A 20,315-nucleotide genomic window follows, 5' to 3' on the forward strand; every position below is an offset into this window, starting at 1 on the left:
TCTACGCGCTGCAGCATATATTAAAATGCCGGGCATTCAATTAATGATGCGTGACGCATCTGTCTTGAAGTTGTAGAAAACTGAGTGACACGAGCCGGGAGGCTCTGGGCCTCGCCGAGCAGTTGTCCTGCAACTGCGAAGCGGAGCCTGCTGCCGGAGGGCCCCCGCGGCTCCGCTGGACGGGTCTGACAAACGGAAACCAGCCGAGCGGCGGACTTAGGAATTGGCTGTGATGACAAAGTCATGATCCGGGTTGCGAAATATCATACCGATTTCGGCAATATCGAGGTTCTGCGGAGCAAGGACTCCGGTTCGTTCATCTATCGTCAGGGTGGCTGCTATCAAAGCGAGTGCGATCCGAGCGGCATCAGCGTTGTGCCCTACATCCACGCGATCTTTGGTCTTCTCGCACAGGCGCAGGTGTCTGATGTTCTGATGATCGGCTGTGGAGGTGGCAGCCTGGGCACGATGCTGGATAGGGTTGGTGTGCGTGTTACGATCGTCGACATCAATCCCAAGGCTTTCCAAATCGCCCAAAAATATTTCGGGCTACCTCTTGGCGTTCACTGCTGCATCTCCGATGGGCGGGACTTTTTGCGCGCCGGCCGTCACCGCTACGACGCGATCGTTATGGACGCATATTCCGGGGGGCGCATCCCAGATCACTTGTGCGCCGAGACATTCTTCGGCTTGGCGCAGACGCGTCTCCAGGATTCTTCCGGTATTCTGATCGGCAACGTTCATGCTCGTCACGACCTCGACATCATGCCGGATCGCGTTGCCGCAAAGCTCGCCAATATCTGGGCGGATGTGAGACTGCTCGATATCCGCGGCATTCCGGATCGCAACGCACTCGTCATGGCAGGCAAGGTGCGGGATCTCGTCCAGCCAGTGCTGCTGATACCGCCGTCGGTCGGAGCCGACGAGATCGAACATGAGCTCGGCTTGCTGGCATTCAGGCCGTGGCGCGGACCGCGACGGGCTGCCTAAGGTGCGGCGCCACTGACAAGGCTGAGCAGAACGCCAAGTTCATAGAGGGCTCTCGATTGCTTCTCTCACGAGCCAGTTGCGAAGGTGGCGCACCGCGGGCCGCTGGAACGCGTCGGAGGGGGCAACGGGATATTAGGCGAACCGTGTTGGCCATCGAACGGCAATCGCCCGCACCAACCGGTTCGCACGCAGGTCATCGTCAGCATAGATATTGCGCGGAAACGCGAGCCCCTGACCGGACACGGCAACTCTGACCGTTGGAGCCGCAGCTGGCGCGTTAGCGGGCGGCTATCTCTTCGATCTCACTCTACGTGAGGAGTGGGTATGGCCGAGTTCGCTTGCTCTTGCCGTCGGAGCCGGTCTTATCGTGTTCGTGCTTCAGGATAGCTGCCGAAATTTAAGAGCAGCGCCTTCGCGAATGTGGCGCCAAATCCGGAATGTGGCACAGCTTTCTCGAGCTACTGCCAGAGCCGCCTCATGCGAATGGAGAGATCCTCCAAGACTGGCATTGAGGCCAGCACAAGGAGAATGGCCGCGAGAAACAACGTCGCTGCAAAGCCAATGTGTTTGAAACCCACAGCGCCGATGACGCCGCCGACAAAGAACAATGCTACAAGCGACGCAAGCAGTCTCAGCTTTCTCCGGTCTGCTCTTACGAAGAGTCTGTCCGAGTCATTGCCTGAGATGTTCCAATAAAGCAGCTTGCCAAGTTCGATGCCCATATCGGTCACCAGGCCCGTGACATGCGTCGTCCGGATTCTGGCTTCCGACAGTTTGGTTATGATGGCGTTCTGCAGCCCCATGATGAAGCAAAGCAGCATCACCGTCATTGGCACGAACAGCGCTTCGTGACGTGCAAGATGGCTGCCGAGCAGACCGAAACACATCAGCAGGATCGCTTCCAGGACAAGCGGGAACGCGTATTCGCTCTGCAGACCCTGCCGCCGTCCCCAGTTGACCAGGACTGCCGAACAGGCAGCACCTGTGACAAATGACAACAAGGCCCCCAATCCGGAAAGTGCCAGTCCGACATTGCCCAGTGCCAGGTGGTCGGCCATCGACGAAACGATACCGGACATGTGGGAAGTGTACTGCTGAACTGCCAGGAAGCCGCCAGCGTTGGCAGCTCCTGCTATGAACGTCAGGAAACGGGCGAGATGCCGATCCGTTCTTTCGCTTCGTTCCCTGCCAGTCAACCGGCGCAGATATAGGATCATGGGCAAACCTCGCCTTTCCACGTGGAAAGGCGGGACCGCAAGCTGACGTGCTGGGAAAGACTCATTGTGTTTCTTGAGCAGGGAAGACAAAGGCGAGGGCGGGTGAATGCGTGGCGCCGAGGGTGTGCTTTTGTACGGCCTAGTTTGGCCTGCCAAGCAGCGTGTCCGGATGGCGGAACCTGACGCCACGGCCGCCATCGTCGCTACGCACATGTTCGCTGAGAAGTTCTACGCCGGCGCGGCTCAGCGCGTTGATCACTTTCATCAAACTGTCGACAACGCCTCGCACATTGCCCTGGCTGGCTTCCATTCGTTGGATCGTCGGCAGCGAGACGCCCGCCATTTCCGCTAGGGTTTTCTGGTCGATGTTGAGAAGGGCGCGGGCAGCACGAAGCTGGGAAGCAGTGATCATTGAGGCATCAGCGTTTGAATATGAGAAATGATATTCTTCATGGTATCACTGACGTATAAAACATCAATACAAAGCGGAAAAATATTGAACCACCCTTGGCACAGGGAACCTCGGCGATTATCGTATCCGCATGACTCGACGCTACAAACCCTTTCAGGAGCCGACAGACACCTGGGCTGTCAACGATGCCTGGACCGGGCGGCCTGTCGAGATGGGCAGCCGAACCATTGTTGGAATGAACCAGCACGATGCCGAGGAACTTGCCGATCTCCTCAACGGGCTGGATGCACAAAAGCAGGAAGCGAAATCATGAAGGCCAAAGACAGCAACGGCACGCCGCTGAGCGAAGGGGATTCCGTCACGCTCATCAAGGATCTCAAGGTCAAGGGCACGTCCGTCACCCTGAAACGCGGAACTCTGATCAAAAACATCCACCTCACGGGCAATGAAGATGAGGTCGAGTGTCGGGCCGAAAAGGTCAAAAACCTGGTTCTACGGACGGAGTTTTTGAAGAAAGCGTAGGAAGCGATCGCTTCGAGGGGCGATGTTGTCTTGAGAGTTGTCAAGGAGTGCGATTTTAAGCACGGCAAGGGCACGGTTTTCCCGACAATTTTGTAGATTGTATTGAAGACGCATCCGTCAGTTTCAGGATCGCCGCTGCAGGACTGGAGTGAGGAAGGCCCTATCCTGAAGGTTCCCCTCATTACCGGCCGCTCCCTCGTATTCGCGTGGACGAGTCGGCGGTGGTGTGAAGATGGACGAGGGATCAATTGGCCGAAATTGCACGCACAGGAAGGGGCACGTTTCTCCACCCGACGACCGCAAGGCCCAACTGGCGCGTGTTCTGAGCAGTGCGGACTTTCAGGCAACCGATCGCGAGCGTCGTTTCCTCGTGTACGAAACCTTGGCGGGGCGCAGCGATCGCATTAAGGCTTATTCAATCGCGGTAGAGGCGTTCGACTGGCCCTTCGTCCTTCCGGGCCCGCCATGACCGTTGATTTTGCTGATGAAAATTGCTGTCGGTTCTTGCCGCGAAGCGACCCGGACCGAGCCCATGGTGCCGAGCTCCGAAGTTGATTGGACAGCGCCGCAGCCAGCTCGACGCCCCAAGCTCCACGAAGTTGTCGTTTCCGACTGCGCCAAGCTCGGGCCGGCAGACACAACCCCTCGACGGCCCGCGAAGCAGCAGGATCTACCGCTACTCAGTCAGCCTGCCACTGCGGTGCCCGAGCGCCTGCTTCGCAGCATACATGGTCGGCGAGCGCTTGCCGGGAAGGTTCGCCTCCAGAACAAGCTGTTCGACAAAGCCCTGGTTCATTTCGAATTCGACGCATTGGTCAAGCTTATCGACAATCCAGACCCTGTAATAGTCTTTCTTAAGATCATATCCGGAATCATCGCCGGGTATCTGTAGCGGAGGTGCCGGTATCAACATGATCTTTGGTTTTGGTAGATCGTATGTGTGCCCCTCATACGCATATCCGAAAATTACTCCACAGCTATATTTCTTCGAATCTTTCTTAGTTGGTTGTGTGTCGATCGCGCTTAAAAGTAGCATATAGTTATCTAATACAGATTTAATAAAAACGTAAGAACTTTCTTGCTTGGTAATTCCTTGATTTTCGAACATTGTTTTTATCATTTGCAGCAATTCTTCATAATTATTGTCAGGAGTGCTTTCCGCCAATTTGGAAAAAGTTATGGCGTACTGACCTTCTTTTACAATAGTGTTTATATCTCCAAATTCATTTTTGTCTTCTGGCTTTGGTACTCCAGGAACCCCGTAGAGCCGCACCTGCGTTGCATTGAACGCTCCGTGCAAATCGGTCGTCGTATATGTAGGACGGTGATAGTCGTCGCTCATGATGCTTCTCCTCGCTTCGGCAATTCAGTTCATGAAATTTCTCGCCACCTGAAGTTTTCCTCGAACTTGGCGCCCAGCGCCGGCGCGATGCGGCTGCCGGCTTCGGTAATGGCCATCGCGGCATTCTCAAAGGTCAGATCGTCTGCGTCGAGGCTGGACCAGGTCCGGGCAAGGGCCAGCGCCACATCGTCGCGCGCCCGGGTCAGCGCGCTTTTGAACAGGAACGGCCTGGCACGGAAGGCCAGCGCCGTGAAATTCGAGATGCGGTGCATGGCGGCCTCGTCGATATCTCTAATATCGATATCGAGAAGCCGCCCGTCGGCTAGTCCATCACCCACGAGATTCGCGTGGTAGTTGTCGACGATCGTATCGAATACGGCCCCCGTGAAGGGCCGCGACCTGTCATGGATTTCGTCGGAGACTTCAGACATGCGGCGCGAATTGCTGGCGAGGCGAATCTGCCGGTCGCCGATCAGTTCGGCAATGCGGTTGAGCTCGTTCAGGACGAGGAGGTTGCCGTCGCAGTGGCGGAGCAGCCGGTCGAGGCCGCTGTCGAAATGCAGGAAGGACAGAAGCGACGTTATGTCGGCGCTCGCCTCATGGAACGACGCGAAGTCGCCGGTCTTCAAGCCATTTGCCGGCACCCCAAAAAGGGAAAACAGAATCGCATGGCCGACCTCATGCGCAATCGTATCGAAGTTGAGGGCATAGGGATAAGTTCGGCCGTCGGGCGCCCTGTCCACGCCGAGTTCCAGATAACCGTAGCCAGATTGGGCGTTGTTCCAGTCGACCCACGGAATGATCTCCAGCCGCTCATAGGTTTCGGCGAAGTACCAGGTAATCGGCCGCCCAAGGTAGCTCTCCCAGATGTCCAGGACCCTGCTGACTGCCCCGAAGGCGTGTGCCGCCAGGAACTGACGTGAATTCAATGAAATCTGGTCGAAGTGACCGTCGTAGGCGGGTTCCGCCGGCGGGAAGGCCTCGCCAACGAAGGGCGGCAGATAGGGATACTCGTAAGGTTCCTTGTCGAGAAGCGGATCGCGGACATAGATGCGGTGGTCCTCCGGACCGGCGCTTAACCGGCCCGGCGGGGTCGATATCCAGACGGTCTCTGGTGTGCCGTAGTCGGCAAGGTGGGGCACCTGGGGGAATAGAAGGAAGCGCGTGCCGACGGAACGACTTTGGTCGCTGGATCGATCGAGCGTTCCTATTAGCTCAGCCCCTCTCATTCTAATACATTAGCAATTTTTAATACATTAGCAAAATGCCAAACGCATCGTATGTTGAGATTGAGAATTCTCGCCCTGATGCTCTCAAATCTCTAACCCGGCTTCGTCGAGATCCTTAAAGAAAGCCGCCGTCAATTGGAAATCCGGCAGGGGGGCGGGCTCCTTGAATAAGCCGTGATGCAATAGCCGGAGTGCATCGCGCGCATCCTGCTTCTTTTGCTGAACGAATGTTGCGGCGAGGATCTCCTGATATTTCTCGACAACGAGATCACCTTCGCATGACAAGGCGTCACCGACCATGCGGGCGAGCGTGCGCTGGCGAAAATTGAGAGCTTGCGCGGCGCGCTCCAGGCTGGCTCTGTATTCAGCCGAAATAATGCCTCGACGGCAGGCCCTGCGAACCGTCATGCGAAGATCGATCAGCGCGTGGGTTACGGGCGCGGAATTTACCTCCCATGGTCCGTGCAGCACGGCCACTGCATCGTCAGGCGCAAACGCAAAACGACGATACCACCGGTAGATGAGCCCCACGCCCTGCATGTATGGAAAGAGTTCCGCGGCGCGAAGTGCCCCCATGCTCGCTGCGCCGATTATCGGAACACCTTTCGCTATTGCCCAAAGGATTTCCTTGTGTCTGACCGCCGGCTCCGACTGAAAGCCGCCGTCGATGATGACTATCGCGCTCGGATCAAAATGCTGCACGGCCGCAATGATCGAACCCTGCACAGCCGGCGGAAGGCAGATCGCCTCCACGACTTCCAGCACTTCGCCCTGTGACAGGGTGGGACCGGAGAAGACCAGCTTGGGACGCATTTGCCTAGCCATGCAACAGCGGCCTTAAGGCCGGTATGACGATCCTGACGACCGACAGGTCGCAGAGCGGCCTCGTATCGAGCTGGATCATGTACACCGCGTCGATTCCTGCGCCCTCGATCTGTGCGAGAAGAGCGGACATCCTATTTCCCGCGCTGGTGTGGTTCTGCCCGGCAATCGCATGGAAATGGACGTCGCGAGGGCCGTCGGACAGGAGGCGTCGGTGCGCCGCAATTTTTTGCCAATCGGGATATCTTGGATAGGACACACGCGTCAGGTCATCACGGGCGCCGGAGATCGCCGTCAATCGCGACTGCGCCGCCTCGTAGATTGCGTGAACGATCGCGGACGCGGCATCGAAACCTGCCGCCGAGCCCTCTGCCGGATGGTGAAGAATTGCAGTTTCCGGTGGCCGATCCTCCATGAGATGGCACCAGATCACCGGCAGTCCCAGCGGCGAGGGGGCGTGCCAAAGCCCCACCAGCAGGCCTTTGGCTTCCAGGCTTTCGAGAAGGCCCGCAACTGTCGGATCGTCGATCGTTCTTGGGTCAATTCGACGGCGCTGGAAAAAGCCATGGATTCGCTCCGCCCGCGTAAGTGCGTCGCGCTCGATGCATTCCATTATCCCGTGCAGGATAGAGTCGGTTTCCTTGAAGGAGGCCGCCAGGCCAGACGTCGATGAAGCGAAGATTTCCTCGTGGGGCCGCGGCGGGAACACGTAGGCAGTGTGTACAAGCTCGAATGGGACCCAATCCTGCAAGCCACCCTTGAGGATATTCTCGGCATGAATCCAAGCTATGTCCCTGCTGCGCCAGCCCGCGTCGACACCAGGCTGGAGATGGGCTTCGAATCTTTCAGGAGGAATATTCAGGGAGTCTGCGGAGGCCGCGATGGGGTCGTAGTGCGTCAAGCGCTCGGCAAAGCAGGACTCCGCGGCCTCGAGAATGGCCGATACCGCAGATTCGGTTACGGTCGGCCCCTTGCCTTGCGAAACGGAATTTAAAAGGGAGAAAGGCCTGACCGCCTGAACCACGGGTATGTCGAGCACGTCGAGGCCTGTGATGTCGGCAATCCGTGTGATGCCCAAGAGCTCGCGCATCGCCATTAGCCGCATGAGCGCTTCGCACGGCGGAGGACCCGAGCGCTCGTATCGTTCCAGCATGGAGGCTTCCCGATCTCCCAGCCGCGCGGGCTAGTGGCGCAGGCTTGGTTCTAGGTTGACGAACAACGCCGCGCCTTGCTCGATGGCTGATTTCGCCAAGGCGACGCGCCCACGGTACTGCCGGGATAATTCCTCCGATACGCCCCATGTCCTGAGCATCTCATATGCATTGAGCAGGATTGGCACCGCATTTTGCTCATCGGCGGTAGCCAGGCTTTTGGAGAGCGCGGCAACAACATCCGTGCCCGAGGAACCTCTCAGTAGAAGCAGATGTGCCTTTCGCCGATAGAGTTCGGCGAGCCAAGAAAGGCTGCCGCCTGCTTCGGCTTCCGCAGCCGCGGAAGAGACAAGCCTGAGGGCCTCGTCAGTCTCGCCTGTCCGGGCCAGAAGCTCCGCCAGCATGCCGTAGTAGACAGGATAGTCTTCCGGCGTCTGGAGTTCGCCGTGGATCGCGAGACCCTCCCTTATCTGGTCCCTGCCTTGCTCAACCCGAGCAGCGTTTCCTTCGCACCAGCCTTCGAGAATTTGCGCCAAGGCGGCAAGGGAGGGCAGATGGTGGCGCTTCGTCAATTCGCGGATATCGGCGATGACGCCGCGCAGCGCCGAGAAATCTCGGCGATAGCAATCAAGCATCGCTTCGTTGATGTAGGCATGGGCGATACTACCAACATGCGCCGTTTGCATTGCCCAGTGCCTGGCTTCAGCCAACGACCGGACTGCGCTTGCGGCCCGGCCGGTAAACCATTGAGAGAGACCCCTGTGCGACAGGCCGCAGACCCTAGCGTCATGGCCGCCGAACAGAGTGGCATCTCCTGCCCTTTGGCCTGTCCCATAGAGCGCAAGTCCTTCGTCGACCGCCGCGATGCAGTTCTTGTGGTGCCCAAGATTAAATTCGATCGCCCAAACACAGTGCCTGGCCTGAAACTGCACTTCGGGGTCGTCGACATCCCTCAGGTCGGTGAGGACGGCCCGTGCGCGTTCCCCGTCGATGGTGGAGTCGGTGAACCACCAACCCCAGTAGATCGGAAACCACTTCGCACGCTCGGCGAGTGGCCGCCGCCTGGCGATCTCTACCCCGTCCTCGTAAAGTTTGCGGGCCGGCAGCGAGTTTGGACCTTCCGTGGCTGTAAGTATCGGCCCGAGCGGCATCATCGCGGCGAGGCGCAAAACGTCCTGCTTGTCCGGCCTTCTCACTCGCTGGCAAAGGGTCATGGCATGGTCGAGAATCTGTCTCGCCTCGGCCATTGCAGAGCGGACGTAGCTTTCCCGGCCGGCTGCGATGAACTGATCGATCGCTTCCTCGATAAGGCCAGCGCGTTCAGCATGCTCCGCCAGTTCAGCCGTACCCAGCCAGGGAGCCAGATTTCGGTCGCGGCCGACAGTGGAGAAAAGCGACTGATGAAGGGTCTGCCGTCTCCTCCGCAGCAGTGCATTGTAGATTGTCTCTCGGATCAGGGCATGACGAAATCCATAGTCGGGCTCGCCGGAAGGCCTGACCCGGATGAGGAATTCCGCCTCGATGAGGGTGTCCAGTGCGTTCCTGATCGTCTCGTCACTGTATTCCGGCAACAGCTTGCGGAGCAATTCCAGATTGAAACGGTTGCCGGCGACGGCCGCCGCTCGTGCCACATCCTTTGCGGGGCCCAAGGCTTCCAGCCTGGCTTCAACGATGCCTTCAAACACCGATATTCGGCTTGATGAGCCGGCTGGCGCAAGGCGATCCGTTATGGAGGCTGCATTTTCGGCGATCCATTGGCAGATTTCCTCGATGAAAAGAGGCACGCCCCCGGTTACCTCCTCCACCATGCTAACGAGCTCCGCGTGCGTGGCTGACCCGATTTCCGGCCGCATGGCGATGATTGCCTGTCGCGTTTCCTCGCGATCGAGCGGCTTCAGAGTGATATGCGACAAGTCCCGGAACTCTGAATAAGTCTCAGATCCAGGTCGCGCAGTCATTATGAGAAGCGCGGGCAGCCGATGAATGAAGAGTGCAATTTCCTCCAGTAATTGCCTCGATGTGGGGTCGATCCAATGTATGTCTTCGACCACCAGGATGAGTGGTCCGCGTTTGCATATGGCTTCGATGCTTCTGCGCGCCGCCCAGGTGGCTTTCTCCCGGATGACCTTGAGATCAGCCTCTTTCAGAGTGGGGTTCGATCCCTCAGCCCCAAGCAGAAACGAGAAGATGCCGACCACGTCGTCATCGTGAACGCTTTGATTTCCGAAGACCTTCGCTACGTCTGAGGTCTCCAGCCGCCCCTCTTTGCCGGCCAGCTCACTGCGAACATTTTGCAGCAGAGGATAAAGGGCCGAGTGAGAGCCGCCTGGCTGACATTGAAAAAGCAGCAATTTTGCCCGCTGAAAGCGTGTCCTCTTGCGGACTTCATAAAGCAGCCGGGACTTGCCGATACCGGCCTCACCCTGAACCAAAATGACGCCGCCCTTGCCGGCGACAGCATCGCGCCAACATGCGGCGATGGTGGCCAGTTCGTCCCCACGGCCTATAAACGTATTGTTCAAGCGCCCGAAGGCGAAGAAGCGGTCGACGTCCCGCTTGTGGCTGATGGCACGCCAGGTCCGCTCCGGCTCCGCGAAACCCTTAATAACGTGAATGCCACGAAAACTGAAAACGTGGGACCGCCGCGCCAGATTTCGGGTCTCGTCGGACACCAATATTGCATCCGGCTGAGCCATGGCCTGAAGCCGCGTCGCCATGGCCAAAGCAGGGCCAGTGACGCTGGCATGAGCCGTGTTACCGCCGTCCTCGTGAACGAGGGTCATGGATGTAGCGATCCCGACCCGAACATGTAGGTCCGTATGGTCTTTCTCCAGCCCGACCCGCTTGCACGCTTCAATGATTTCGAGCCCGGCCCGGATCGCCTGCGATGCCGCGTCCTTTGCCTCCATCTCTGCTGGAAAAAGTGCGACACCACCGTCGCCGGCTTCCATCACGACAACGCCCGAATACGATGAGATTGCCTGTCTTGCCTCACGCCGAAAGGCCGACTCCAGCTCGTCATAGTCCTCGATATCCAGAGCTGCGAGCAGGTCGGTCGATCCGACCAGATCATAACAGAGAGCTGTCATAACGCGCCGCTCGCTGCGAACGTCGGACACACTACTGTCGTCCCTGCTCACGACGCTGTTGGTAAGGGCCACGATTGGAGGCTCTACTCGAGGCTTTTCCGACATGCTACGGGTGCCTTGGCTGGCGGCGTGGGAGCGATACTATCAAATGCGCTAATATTCACCAGAGCAGCGATACTTCGGACGATGTGCGTCACGCTCCCTGACCGCCCAATCTCACGAGATTGCCGAAGGCAGGATGAGTCTCTCGCAGTTCGTCCAGTTCAGCCACGTGCCGCCTGTCCGACAGAACGTCGGCCACCTCGCTGGGGCGAAATCATGGTCACGCCGTCACGGCTGGGCGGACGGCCTCACGAACCGGCGACGTCAAGAACGGCCTGGACGAAGGCCTTCGGCGCCTCCTGGGGAAGGTTGTGCTCGACACCTCCCTCGATCTGCCGATGCTCATACTTGCCAGTGAACATCTTAGCGTATGAACTCGGCGCTGGATGCGGCGCGCCGTTGGCGTCGCTCTCCATCGTGATGGTCGGGACACCGATGGTCGGGGCGGTGGCCAGTTGTTTCTCCATTTCGGCGTACTCGGCCTCGCCTTCGGCCAGGCCGAGCCGCCAGCGGTAGTTGTGGACCACGATGTCGACGTGATCAGGGTTGTCGAAGGCCGCCGCGCTGCGCGCGTAGGTGGCGTCATCGAATGCCCATTTCGGCGAAGCGAGATGCCAGATCAGCTTGTTGAAATCGCGCCGGTTTTTTTCGTAGCCAAGACGGCCGCGTTCCGTTGCGAGGTAGAACTGGTACCACCACTCGAACTCGGCTTGCGGCGGCAGGGGCATCTTGCCGGCCTCCTGGCTGCCGATCAGGTAGCCGCTGACGGAAACCAGCGCCTTGACGCGCTCGGGCCAGAGCGCGGCGACGATGTCGGCTGTCCGGGCGCCCCAGTCGAAGCCCGCCAGGACCGCGGTTTTGATCTTGAGACTATCCATGAAGGCGGTGAGATCGACGGCGAGCGCCGCGGGCTCGCCGTTGCGAAATGTCCCGGCGGAACGAAAGAGCGTTCCCCCATAGCCGCGCAGATAGGGTACCAGCACGCGATGCCCCGCCGATGCAAGCATCGGTGCAACGTCGACGAAGCTGTGAATGTCGTACGGCCAGCCATGCAAGAGCACGACCGGCGGGCCGTCGGACGGACCTGCCTCGGCATACTCGATTTTGAGCACGCCGGCATCGACCTGCTTCAGCGGGCCGAAGGACGCGTCCGGTTGTCCGGTTGCCTGCGCGCCGAACACGACCGGCATGCCGAACTGGCCGGCAGCCGCAAGAGCGACCGCGCCGAGCAGCCGGCGGCGCTGACGGTCGACCTTTTCGCGAGCTGTGCTCATTGCCGGCCTCCTGTCCTTGCGGCGCAAGCTCAACGCTACGCAGGCTTGGGGGCGATTATGCGCTTGGTCGAAACGCCACACCAGTCAGATCTTCGCTGACCAACCAGACGCTTTTCCAAGCCCGGCGCAGCCGGAGGCTCGAACTGAACCGTCCTTCGCGAAAGCACTCATCGCGAAACCTGCGCGGGCGAAGCGATCGATCCTGAAATCGTCAAGTGGCGTTTCGCAACGGCCGGTCATGATGAGTTCGGCCATGGCGTCGCCCACGCCCGGACCGAGCTGGAAGCCGTGCCCGCAGAAACCGAAGGCGTGGAACAAGCCTGGCGTCGTCGCCGAGCCTCCCATGACCGGCAGCATGTCCCGCACATAGCCCTCGCAGCCGGACCAGGTGCGGATGACCGCGACCTGCGCGATTGCCGGCAGCAGCCGTGTGACCGCGCGCAGTTGCAACGGGAGGCGCATCGGGTCGGCAACCGCATGGCCCGGATCGAGGTCCACCGCGACCCTTTCGGCAGCGCCGCCGAAGACGATATTGCCGCGCTCGACCTGGCGCAGATAGGCGCCATGGTCCTTGTCGCGCGTCCAGATGCCGACCACCGGCAGGATCCGATGCGGCAGCGGCTCAGTCACGCCCATTTGCGGGCCGCGGGCGTCGAGCGGGACCTCTTCGCCGAACTGTGCTGCGATGCGCGCGCCCCAGGCGCCGGCGGTGTTGAGCAGGCACTCGGCGGCGAATGCGCCTTTCGAAGTGGTGGCAAGGAAACTGGAACCCGTGTGGGTGATCGTGTCGACTTCAGCCTCCTCGACGATTTGCACGCCGAGCTTGCGGGCCGCGTCGGCAAAGGCGGGTGCGATCAGCCGTGGATTGCCGCTGCCGTCATGCGGCGAGAACGATGCGGCGACCGCGTCAGGGCCGAGGCCGGGAAAACGGGAACGGACCTCACGCGGGCCGAGTTCTTCCAGCTCGAGCCCCCACGGCCGTGCGGCTTGGGCATAGGCCCGCATGTCGGCAAGGCTGCCTTCATCGAAGATCAGCCGGATATGGCCAGTGGCGCGGAATTCCACGTCGCAGCCAAGCATCCTTTCGGCTTCGCCCCACAGCCGCAGCGAGCGGTGGGCCAGCGGAAGCTGGGACAGATGGCGCCCCGTGCGCCGGATGTTGCCGAAGGAGGCGACGGTCGCGCCGGTGCCGATCCGGTTGCGCTCGATCAGCGTCACGCGTGCGCCGCGCCTGGCAAGGAAATAGGCGCAAGCCGTCCCCATCAGTCCGCCGCCCAGCACGATCACATCCATGGTTATTCCTTATGCCGAGCGGATGATCTCTTAAGACGCCGATCTTGTCGGCACCGCTTCATTGCGTCAAAGATGGGTTTGGACAAGAACCATAAGCTTAACCTATGGAGTGGCCATGCGGGCCCGGCAGCTCGAAGTGTTCATCGCCGTCATGCGCGCGGGCACCGTGACCGCCGCGGCGCGGATGCTGAACATTTCCCAGCCCGCGCTCAGCCAGATCTTGCTCCACACCGAGGACGAACTCGGCTTCACGCTGTTCGAGCGGGTGAAGGGCCGGCTGCGGCCGACCCCGGAGGCGCTAGAAATCTTCGCCGATGCCGAGAGGGTGTCGGCGGGGCTTGAAGGCTTGCGCCGCAAGACCACCGACCTGCGTCTGGGCCGAACCGGGCTGGTGCGGGTCGCCGCCTCGCCGCCGCCGGCCATGGCGATCTTGCCGCGCGCTTTCACCAGCTTCCGGGCACAGCATCCCGATATTTTGCTGCGGTCCCACATGGCGCCGATCGCCGCCATCGTCGACATGCTGCGCGCCGGCGATGCCAGTCTCGGCGTGGCCTTAGACGACCGCTTGCCTCCCGACATCGAGGCGGAGGTGATCGGCAGCGTCGGCTTCGCCTGCCTGCTGCCCGCCGGGCATGCATTGGCTGGGAAAACCGAGCTGACGCTCGCCGATCTCGCCGGCGAGGACTTGATATCCTATCGCGGCAACACCCGCCCCGCCGACGAGTTGGCCCACGCGGCGCGCGCGCAGGGCGTGGCGCTTTCGCCGTCGCTCGAGATCGATGTCTCCATCTCGGCCGTCGGCTTCGTCCAGGCTGGCCTGGGTGTCGCCCTGGTCGACGCGCTGCTGCCCTGGCACCAGTTTGACGGGCTTGCCGTCCGGCCGCTCGCGAATGCGCCGGAATTTCCGATCGCGCTGCTCACCTCGCGCACGCGGGCGCTTTCACGGGCCGATGAGATGATGCGCGACCAGATCCGCGCGGCCTGTTCCGTCGTGCTGGGCGGTGACAAGACAAGGGCATAAGCAAGACTTATATCGTTCCTCATCATACGTCTTGGACCCCGGCCATCCTGTCGTGTCAGCTTTGGTTGGCAGACAGGAAGGGACGTATCATGGATGGTGCCATCGCGGCGGACGAGGCGCGGAACGAAGCCGACTGGAAGGTCGGCGTCGATATCGGCGGCACATTTATCGACTTCTGCGCGCTTGAAGCCAATTCCGGTCGCGTCGCCTCGCTGAAAGTGCTGACGACGCCGGAAGATCCGGGTGCCGAGCTGATGACGGGCCTCACCCTTCTCGCCGAGCGCGAAGGCTTTGATCCTGCCCGCATGACGCGTTTCGTGCATGGCACGACTGTCGGCATCAACACCATCATCCAGCGCAAGGGCGCGCCACTGGCGCTGTTCACCAATGCCGGCTTCGAGGACGTCATCGAACTCGCGCGGCTGCGCATGCCGGACATGTATTCGCTGTTCTGCGCGCGGCCGGATCCGCTGATTTCGCGCGACATGGTGTTCGGCATCCCGGCCCGCATGCGCGCCGACGGAAGCGAATCCCGGGCGCCTGATATGGCGGCGGTAGAGCGTGCGGTGGCGGCGGCGAAAGCGAATGGCGCGCTGGGCATCATCGTCTGTTTCCTTCACGCCTGGCGCAACGCCGCGCAGGAAGCCTCGGTCAAGGCGGCGATCGTCCGTCTTGCGCCCGATCTGTTCGTCTTCTCTTCCGCGGAAGTCTGGCCAGTCATCCGCGAATATGAGCGCAGCTCGACCGCCATCCTCAACGGCTATGTCCATCCGCGCGTCTCCGGCTATTTGACGGCACTGGAAGAGCGGCTGAAGGGCCGCGGCGTGCCGGCACGTCCGATGCTGACCAAGTCGAATGGCGGGTTGATGAACGCCGCCGAGGGCAAGCGCGCCTGCGTCAACATGCTCTTGTCGGGAACGGCCTCGGGTGTCATCGGCGCCTCGTGGCTGGCGCGCCAAGCCGGAGAGGACAAGATCCTTACCCTCGACATTGGCGGCACCTCGGCCGACTTCGCGCTCATCATCGACGGCGAGCCGCAGTTTGGGACCGGCGAGCTGATCGGCGAATTCCCGCTGCATATCCCCTCCGTGTCGGTCAGTTCGATCGGTGTCGGCGGTGGCTCGATCGCCACTGTCGACGCGCAAGGGGTGCTGCGGGTCGGGCCGGAATCGGCCGGTTCGACACCGGGGCCGGCCTGCTATGGCCGTGGCGGTGAGCAGGCGACGGTGACGGACGCCATGGTCGTGTGTGGATGGCTCGGTCACAGCGAGATGGCCTACGGCCAGCTCAGGATCGACACCGGACTGGCACATCGCGCCATCGGCGAGCTTGCCGCCCGGCTCGGCCGCCCGGTCGAGCAGACGGCGCAGGCGATCCTCGATATCGCGGTGTCGGAGATGTTCGTCGAGGTCGAGAAACTCGCCTCTCGCGCCGGGGTGGACTTGCGCGATTTCACGTTGATGCCCTTTGGCGGCGGCGGTCCGATGCTCGGCGCCTTCCTTGCCCGCGAGCTCGGCATGAAGCGTGTCATGGCGCCGCGCCGTCCCGGCGTGGTGTCGGCGCTCGGCGGGTTGGTGGCGGACCTGCGCGGCGACTTCATCCGCACCATCTTCAGCCCGCTGTCGGCCGTGGCGCTTGGCGGAATCCGAGAGGCCTTCGAGGCCCTGGCGCGCGAGGGCCGCGACTGGCTCGCGGCGCAGGGGCACGATGCGGCAGCGGAACTCAACCTCTCCTGCGATATGCGCTATGTCGGGCAGAGTTACGAGATCGAGGTTGTCCTTCTGCCGGAATGGCTGATGGAGGGCAATGCAGGCGCCATCGCGCGGGCCTTCCACATCACCCATCAGCAGCTCTACGATTTCCACGATCCGGACGGCGAGATCGAGCTTGTGAACGTCCGGCTGTCCGCCATAGGCGCCGGGCCGAAACTCTCCCTCCCGGAGACCGAAGAAGTGGAAATTGCGGCCATCCCGGCGCGCCGGCTCCCGGTCTACACGGGCGCGAGCGTCGAAACCGTCGACCTGCACGACCGGCAGACCCTCGTCTCGGGCAGCATGTTCCACGGGCCTGCCGTGGTCGTTCAGGAAGACACCACCTTCGCCATTCCAGCCGGAGCGCAGGCACGGGTCGACCGCCATCTCAACCTCCTGCTGACCTTCGCGGAGTGACGCCATGTTTGATCGCACAAACCTGCAGGTTCTGGCCAACCATGCCCGCGCGGCCGCCGAGAACATGGCCCACACGCTGCATCGCACCGCGCACTCCGCCTTCGTCAAGGAGACGCAGGATTTTACGGTGATGCTGATGGATCGTTCGGGAGCGACCTTCGCCGTGCCGATGGAACTCGGCGCCACATGGTATCCCGGGCTTTCCTATCGCCGCGCTATCGCGATGGTCGACGACTACCGGCCGGGAGACGTTGCCTTCACCAACGATCCCTATTCCGGTCACGTCGCCACGCATGCGCCCGACACGCATCTGTGGAAGCCGGTCTTCGTCGATGGCGAGATCGTCGCCTGGACCGGAGGGCACATCCACAACACCGATATGGGCGGGGCGGTGCCGGCCTCGCTCAGCCGGGCGCTGACCGAAATCCATCAGGAAGGCATCCGCTTTCCGCCGATGAAGCTGGTGCGGGAAGGGGTTTTCGACGAGATGATCCTGCGGATCATGAGCACCAATGTGCGCAAGCCCGACCTCAACATCGGCGACATCAAGGCGCTGGTCGGCGCGCTCAACACCGGCGAGCGCAAGATCCAGGCGATGGTGCGGAAGTTCGGCAAGGCCGGCTTCATCGAGGGCGTTGCAGCACTTCTCGACCATGCCGAGGCGCAGGCGCGCGACGTGCTGCGCGCCATGCCCGACGGCACCTGGGAATTCGCCGACTATGCCGACGAGGATTCGGTCGAGGCCAATCCGTGCCGGCTGAAGCTGAGGCTGACGATCAAGGGTGATGAGGCGGTGCTCGACTTCACCGGCTCCGATCCGCAGCTCGGGTCCTCGCTCAATGTGCCTTCGGGCGGCGATCCGCGTCACACCATGCTTTTGGTGGGCGTCTACTACGTGCTCTATACGCTGAACCCGAAGATCCTGCTCAACACGGGCCTGACCCGGCCGTTCACCTGCATCACGCCGCAAGGCTCGGTGCTGAACCCGGTGCATCCCGCCGCCGTCGGCATGCGCTCGCTCACCTGCGCCCGGCTGCGATCGGTGATTTTCGGCGCCTTCTCGCAAGCCGTGCCGGAGCGCCTGCCCGCAGCACCCGCCGGCAACAACTGCATCGTCAACGTCATGACCACGGACGAGCGCACCAGCCGGACCGTCATCACGGCGGTGAACCCCGTGGTGGGCGGCGGCGGGGCGATGCCGCATCGCGATGGGACCAACGGATCGGGCGCGGATGCCGCCTATCTGAAGAACACGCCGATCGAGATCACCGAGACCGAGACTCCGGTCGAATTCCTGAAATACGGGCTCGCCAGGGATAGCGGTGGTGCGGGCCGTTGGCGCGGCGGGCTGGCGACCGAGATGGCCTTCCGCGTCTTTGCTCCCGACTCCAGGATCACGGCGCGCAACCGTGACCGCAGCTTCTTCCGTCCCTGGGGCGTGCTGGGCGGCAAGGCCGCCGGCCTGTCCGACATGATCGTCAATCCGGGGACAGAGCACGAGCGGCGGCTGGGCAATATCGACACCGCGGTGCTGCAGCCAGGCGACGTGCTCGATATCCGCTCTGCCGGAGGCGGCGGGCGCGGCGATCCGTATCAACGCGAGCCCTGGCGGGTCGCGCAGGATGTGCGGCGCGGCTACGTTTCGCCGATAGCGGCCGAGGCCGACTATGGCGTCGTCATTCGCGACGGCGAGGTCGATGAGCAGGCGACGGAAAGGCGGCGTGGGCATCACGAGGCGGCTGCCGGCCATTTCCATTTCGGTCCAGAGCGCGAAGGCTACGAGGCGCAGTGGACGCCGGCGGCCTATGACCGGCTCACCGCCATACTAGGGGATTTGCCGATCCACTGGCGCTTCTTCACCAAGACGGAGATCTTCCGCCGCATGAAGGGGCGCTCCGGGCCGGAGGGTGTCCAGGCGGCCTTCGATGCCGTTTGCGAACGCTTCCCCGAACTGCCGCGTCCTCGCCTCGTGCAAGAGGCCGCGGAATGACCACAGGCGGCCGCATCGTCCGGCTGGCCGAGCGCGACCGGGCGCAGCTGCATTTCTCTCTCGATGGGCAGGTGCGCACTGCACTGGCCGGTGACACCGTGCTGACTGCCATGCTGGCGTCGGGACACGCGTTGCGAACATCCGAGTTCGGACCGGAACCGCGCGCCGGCTTCTGCCTGATGGGCGCCTGCCAGGATTGCTGGGTCTGGCAGGAGGAAGGACCGCGCCTGCGGGCATGCTCCACGCTTGTCACGGAAGGCATGCGGCTGCGCACTACGCCACCGGAGAGCTGGCCGTGAGCGACACCTCGTTGCCGCGCGTCGTGATCGTCGGCGCCGGCCCCGCCGGCATAAGGGCGGCGGCGGCGCTGGTCGAGGCGGGGCTCTATCCGATGGTGATCGACGAAGGCAATCGCGTCGGTGGCCAGATCTATCGTCGCCCGCCTGACGGGTTCGTCCGCACGCCGGAGCAGCTCTACGGGTCGGAGGCGGCGAAGGCGCGCGCGCTGCATGCGCTGTTCGACCGCTTGGTGGCAGACGGGCGGCTCACCCATTGCGCAGCGAGCTCGGTCATCGCCGTGCATGAGGGGCGGCTGCACGTGCTGGGGGACGGCGGGGTGCAGATAGTCAGCTATGACCGCCTGATCCTTGCCACCGGCGCATCCGACCGTGTCGCTCCGGTTCCGGGCTGGCAGAGCGCTGGCGTCTACAGCCTTGGCGCGGCGCAGATCGCGCTCAAGGCGCAGGGCGTGGCGCTGGGGCGGCGCATCGTGTTGATGGGGTCGGGGCCTCTGCTGACGCTGGTCGGCGCGCAACTCGTCAAGGCTGGAGCGGAAGTGGCGGCGGTGCTCGACACCTCGCCTTGGCGTCAGCAGATACGGGGCTTCTGGAAGCTTGCCGCCCGGCCGCTCGTCACGCTGCGCGGTCTGGCCCTGCGGGTGCGGCTCGGCGGCCGCTATCATGCAGGCGTGAGCCTCGAAAGGATCGAGGCCGACGGGCAAGGTGTCACGGCGATGTGTTGGCGCGACGCCGGCGGAAGGCAGCGCCTCACGCCATGCGACACGATCGGCATGGGCTGGCATCTACGCGCCGAGACGCATCTCGCCGACCTGGCGGGATGCGCCTTCACCTATGATGAGCAGTGGCAGCAATGGCTGCCACAGACCGATGAGATGGGTCGCGCCGGCAATGGCGTCTATCTTGCGGGTGACGGGGTTCGTCTTTTGGGGGCGGACGGCGCGGAGATCGCGGGGCGTCTGGCGGCGGTGGCATGTCTTGCCGATCTCGGACATCGGGCGCCCGCCACCAGCGCCGATCTGCGCAAGCTCAAGCGGCTCGAGCGCTTTGCGCACGGTCTGGCTAGCGCCTTTCCCTGGCCGGCCAAGATGATGCGGGCGCTGCCCGACGACGCGATCATCTGCCGCTGCGAGAACGTGACTGCCGGAGCCGTACGTCAAAGTGTGGATTTCGGTGGCGGCGAGGCCAACCGGGTGAAGTCGTTGTCGCGTGTCGGCATGGGACGATGCCAGGGGCGCTATTGCCAGTTGGCGGCCGTTGAACTCGCAGCAGCGCAAGCCGGTTGTATCCCCAGCGATGTCGGTCGATTCCGCGGGCAGGCGCCTGTACGGCCTGCGCCTATCGGCGCCTTTATCCGGGAAGACTGATGCGATTGCGAACCGCGCATGGATGAGGAT

General features: G+C 62.1%; 16 protein-coding genes and 1 pseudogene. 8 read left to right on the forward strand and 9 right to left on the reverse strand.

Translation table 11 applies throughout. From position 1 onward, the window contains the following. Nucleotides 1–243: 243 nt before the first annotated feature. Nucleotides 244–990: a spermidine synthase gene (locus tag JN279_RS14340; protein WP_202353084.1), complete on the forward strand. Its 747-nt coding sequence runs from the start codon at nucleotides 244–246 to the stop codon at nucleotides 988–990. A gap of 470 nt (nucleotides 991–1,460) precedes the next feature. On the opposite strand, the pseudogene JN279_RS14345 reads toward JN279_RS14340, so the two are convergent. Together JN279_RS14345 and JN279_RS14350 are read right to left on the reverse strand one after the other, a co-directional pair. Continuing rightward, nucleotides 1,461–2,207 (reverse strand): annotated as a pseudogene (locus tag JN279_RS14345) (YoaK family protein); the annotation flags it as partial. A 139-nt stretch (nucleotides 2,208–2,346) separates the two neighbouring features. Beyond that, a complete protein-coding gene (locus JN279_RS14350; protein ID WP_096448847.1) occupies nucleotides 2,347–2,619 on the reverse strand; it encodes a helix-turn-helix domain-containing protein in 273 nt (90 codons plus the stop codon). Nucleotides 2,620–2,749: 130 nt separating this feature from the next. Here JN279_RS14350 and JN279_RS14355 point away from each other — a divergent pair, with 130 nt between their 5' ends. After that, complete coding sequence (locus JN279_RS14355) at nucleotides 2,750–2,932, forward strand: hypothetical protein (RefSeq protein ID WP_202353085.1); 183 nt, start codon at nucleotides 2,750–2,752, stop codon at nucleotides 2,930–2,932. After that, nucleotides 2,929–3,141 (forward strand): alkylphosphonate utilization protein, encoded by a 213-nt coding sequence (locus JN279_RS14360; RefSeq protein WP_202353086.1) that lies wholly within the window; start codon nucleotides 2,929–2,931, stop codon nucleotides 3,139–3,141. The genes JN279_RS14355 and JN279_RS14360 overlap by 4 nt, the downstream gene beginning before the upstream one ends. Nucleotides 3,142–3,817: 676 nt before the next feature. On the opposite strand, the gene JN279_RS14365 is transcribed toward JN279_RS14360, so the two are convergent. The 7 genes from JN279_RS14365 to JN279_RS14395 all read right to left on the reverse strand — a co-directional run bounded on the left by JN279_RS14365 (nucleotide 3,818) and on the right by JN279_RS14395 (nucleotide 13,443). Further along, nucleotides 3,818–4,483 carry a hypothetical protein gene (locus JN279_RS14365; protein ID WP_202353087.1) on the reverse strand — a complete coding sequence of 222 codons (666 nt, stop codon included), beginning with the start codon at nucleotides 4,481–4,483 and terminating at the stop codon, nucleotides 3,818–3,820. 29 nt (nucleotides 4,484–4,512) lie between these two features. Then, nucleotides 4,513–5,712 carry a hypothetical protein gene (locus tag JN279_RS14370; RefSeq protein WP_202353088.1) on the reverse strand — a complete coding sequence of 400 codons (1,200 nt, stop codon included), beginning with the start codon at nucleotides 5,710–5,712 and terminating at the stop codon, nucleotides 4,513–4,515. An 84-nt stretch (nucleotides 5,713–5,796) separates the two neighbouring features. Further along, nucleotides 5,797–6,525, reverse strand: a complete 729-nt coding sequence (locus tag JN279_RS14375) for a TfuA-like protein (protein ID WP_202353089.1) — start codon at nucleotides 6,523–6,525, stop codon at nucleotides 5,797–5,799. A 4-nt stretch (nucleotides 6,526–6,529) separates the two neighbouring features. Continuing rightward, nucleotides 6,530–7,687: a YcaO-like family protein gene (locus tag JN279_RS14380; RefSeq protein WP_202353090.1), complete on the reverse strand. Its 1,158-nt coding sequence runs from the start codon at nucleotides 7,685–7,687 to the stop codon at nucleotides 6,530–6,532. A gap of 30 nt (nucleotides 7,688–7,717) precedes the next feature. Next, complete coding sequence (locus tag JN279_RS14385) at nucleotides 7,718–10,804, reverse strand: ATP-binding protein (RefSeq protein WP_210347620.1); 3,087 nt, start codon at nucleotides 10,802–10,804, stop codon at nucleotides 7,718–7,720. A 320-nt stretch (nucleotides 10,805–11,124) separates the two neighbouring features. After that, a complete protein-coding gene (locus tag JN279_RS14390; protein WP_202353726.1) occupies nucleotides 11,125–12,150 on the reverse strand; it encodes an alpha/beta fold hydrolase in 1,026 nt (341 codons plus the stop codon). Nucleotides 12,151–12,234: 84 nt separating this feature from the next. Continuing rightward, nucleotides 12,235–13,443 (reverse strand): NAD(P)/FAD-dependent oxidoreductase, encoded by a 1,209-nt coding sequence (locus JN279_RS14395; protein WP_202353092.1) that lies wholly within the window; start codon nucleotides 13,441–13,443, stop codon nucleotides 12,235–12,237. A gap of 115 nt (nucleotides 13,444–13,558) precedes the next feature. On the opposite strand from JN279_RS14395, the gene JN279_RS14400 reads away from it, so the two are divergent. The 5 genes from JN279_RS14400 to JN279_RS14420 all read left to right on the forward strand — a co-directional run bounded on the left by JN279_RS14400 (nucleotide 13,559) and on the right by JN279_RS14420 (nucleotide 20,285). Further along, a complete protein-coding gene (locus tag JN279_RS14400) occupies nucleotides 13,559–14,464 on the forward strand; it encodes a LysR family transcriptional regulator (RefSeq protein ID WP_202353093.1) in 906 nt (301 codons plus the stop codon). 89 nt (nucleotides 14,465–14,553) lie between these two features. Continuing rightward, nucleotides 14,554–16,632, forward strand: a complete 2,079-nt coding sequence (locus JN279_RS14405) for a hydantoinase/oxoprolinase family protein (RefSeq protein ID WP_202353094.1) — start codon at nucleotides 14,554–14,556, stop codon at nucleotides 16,630–16,632. A gap of 4 nt (nucleotides 16,633–16,636) precedes the next feature. Beyond that, nucleotides 16,637–18,622, forward strand: a complete 1,986-nt coding sequence (locus JN279_RS14410) for a hydantoinase B/oxoprolinase family protein (RefSeq protein WP_202353095.1) — start codon at nucleotides 16,637–16,639, stop codon at nucleotides 18,620–18,622. After that, nucleotides 18,619–18,921: a (2Fe-2S)-binding protein gene (locus JN279_RS14415; RefSeq protein WP_202353096.1), complete on the forward strand. Its 303-nt coding sequence runs from the start codon at nucleotides 18,619–18,621 to the stop codon at nucleotides 18,919–18,921. Before JN279_RS14410 ends, JN279_RS14415 begins: the two co-directional genes overlap by 4 nt. Beyond that, nucleotides 18,918–20,285, forward strand: a complete 1,368-nt coding sequence (locus JN279_RS14420; protein WP_244734587.1) for an FAD/NAD(P)-dependent oxidoreductase — start codon at nucleotides 18,918–18,920, stop codon at nucleotides 20,283–20,285. Before JN279_RS14415 ends, JN279_RS14420 begins: the two co-directional genes overlap by 4 nt. The last annotated feature ends 30 nt before the right edge of the window (nucleotides 20,286–20,315 follow it).

It is taken from the genome of Mesorhizobium sp. 113-1-2 (assembly GCF_016756475.1).
In the GTDB taxonomy this organism is placed as follows: domain Bacteria; phylum Pseudomonadota; class Alphaproteobacteria; order Rhizobiales; family Rhizobiaceae; genus Mesorhizobium; species Mesorhizobium loti_C.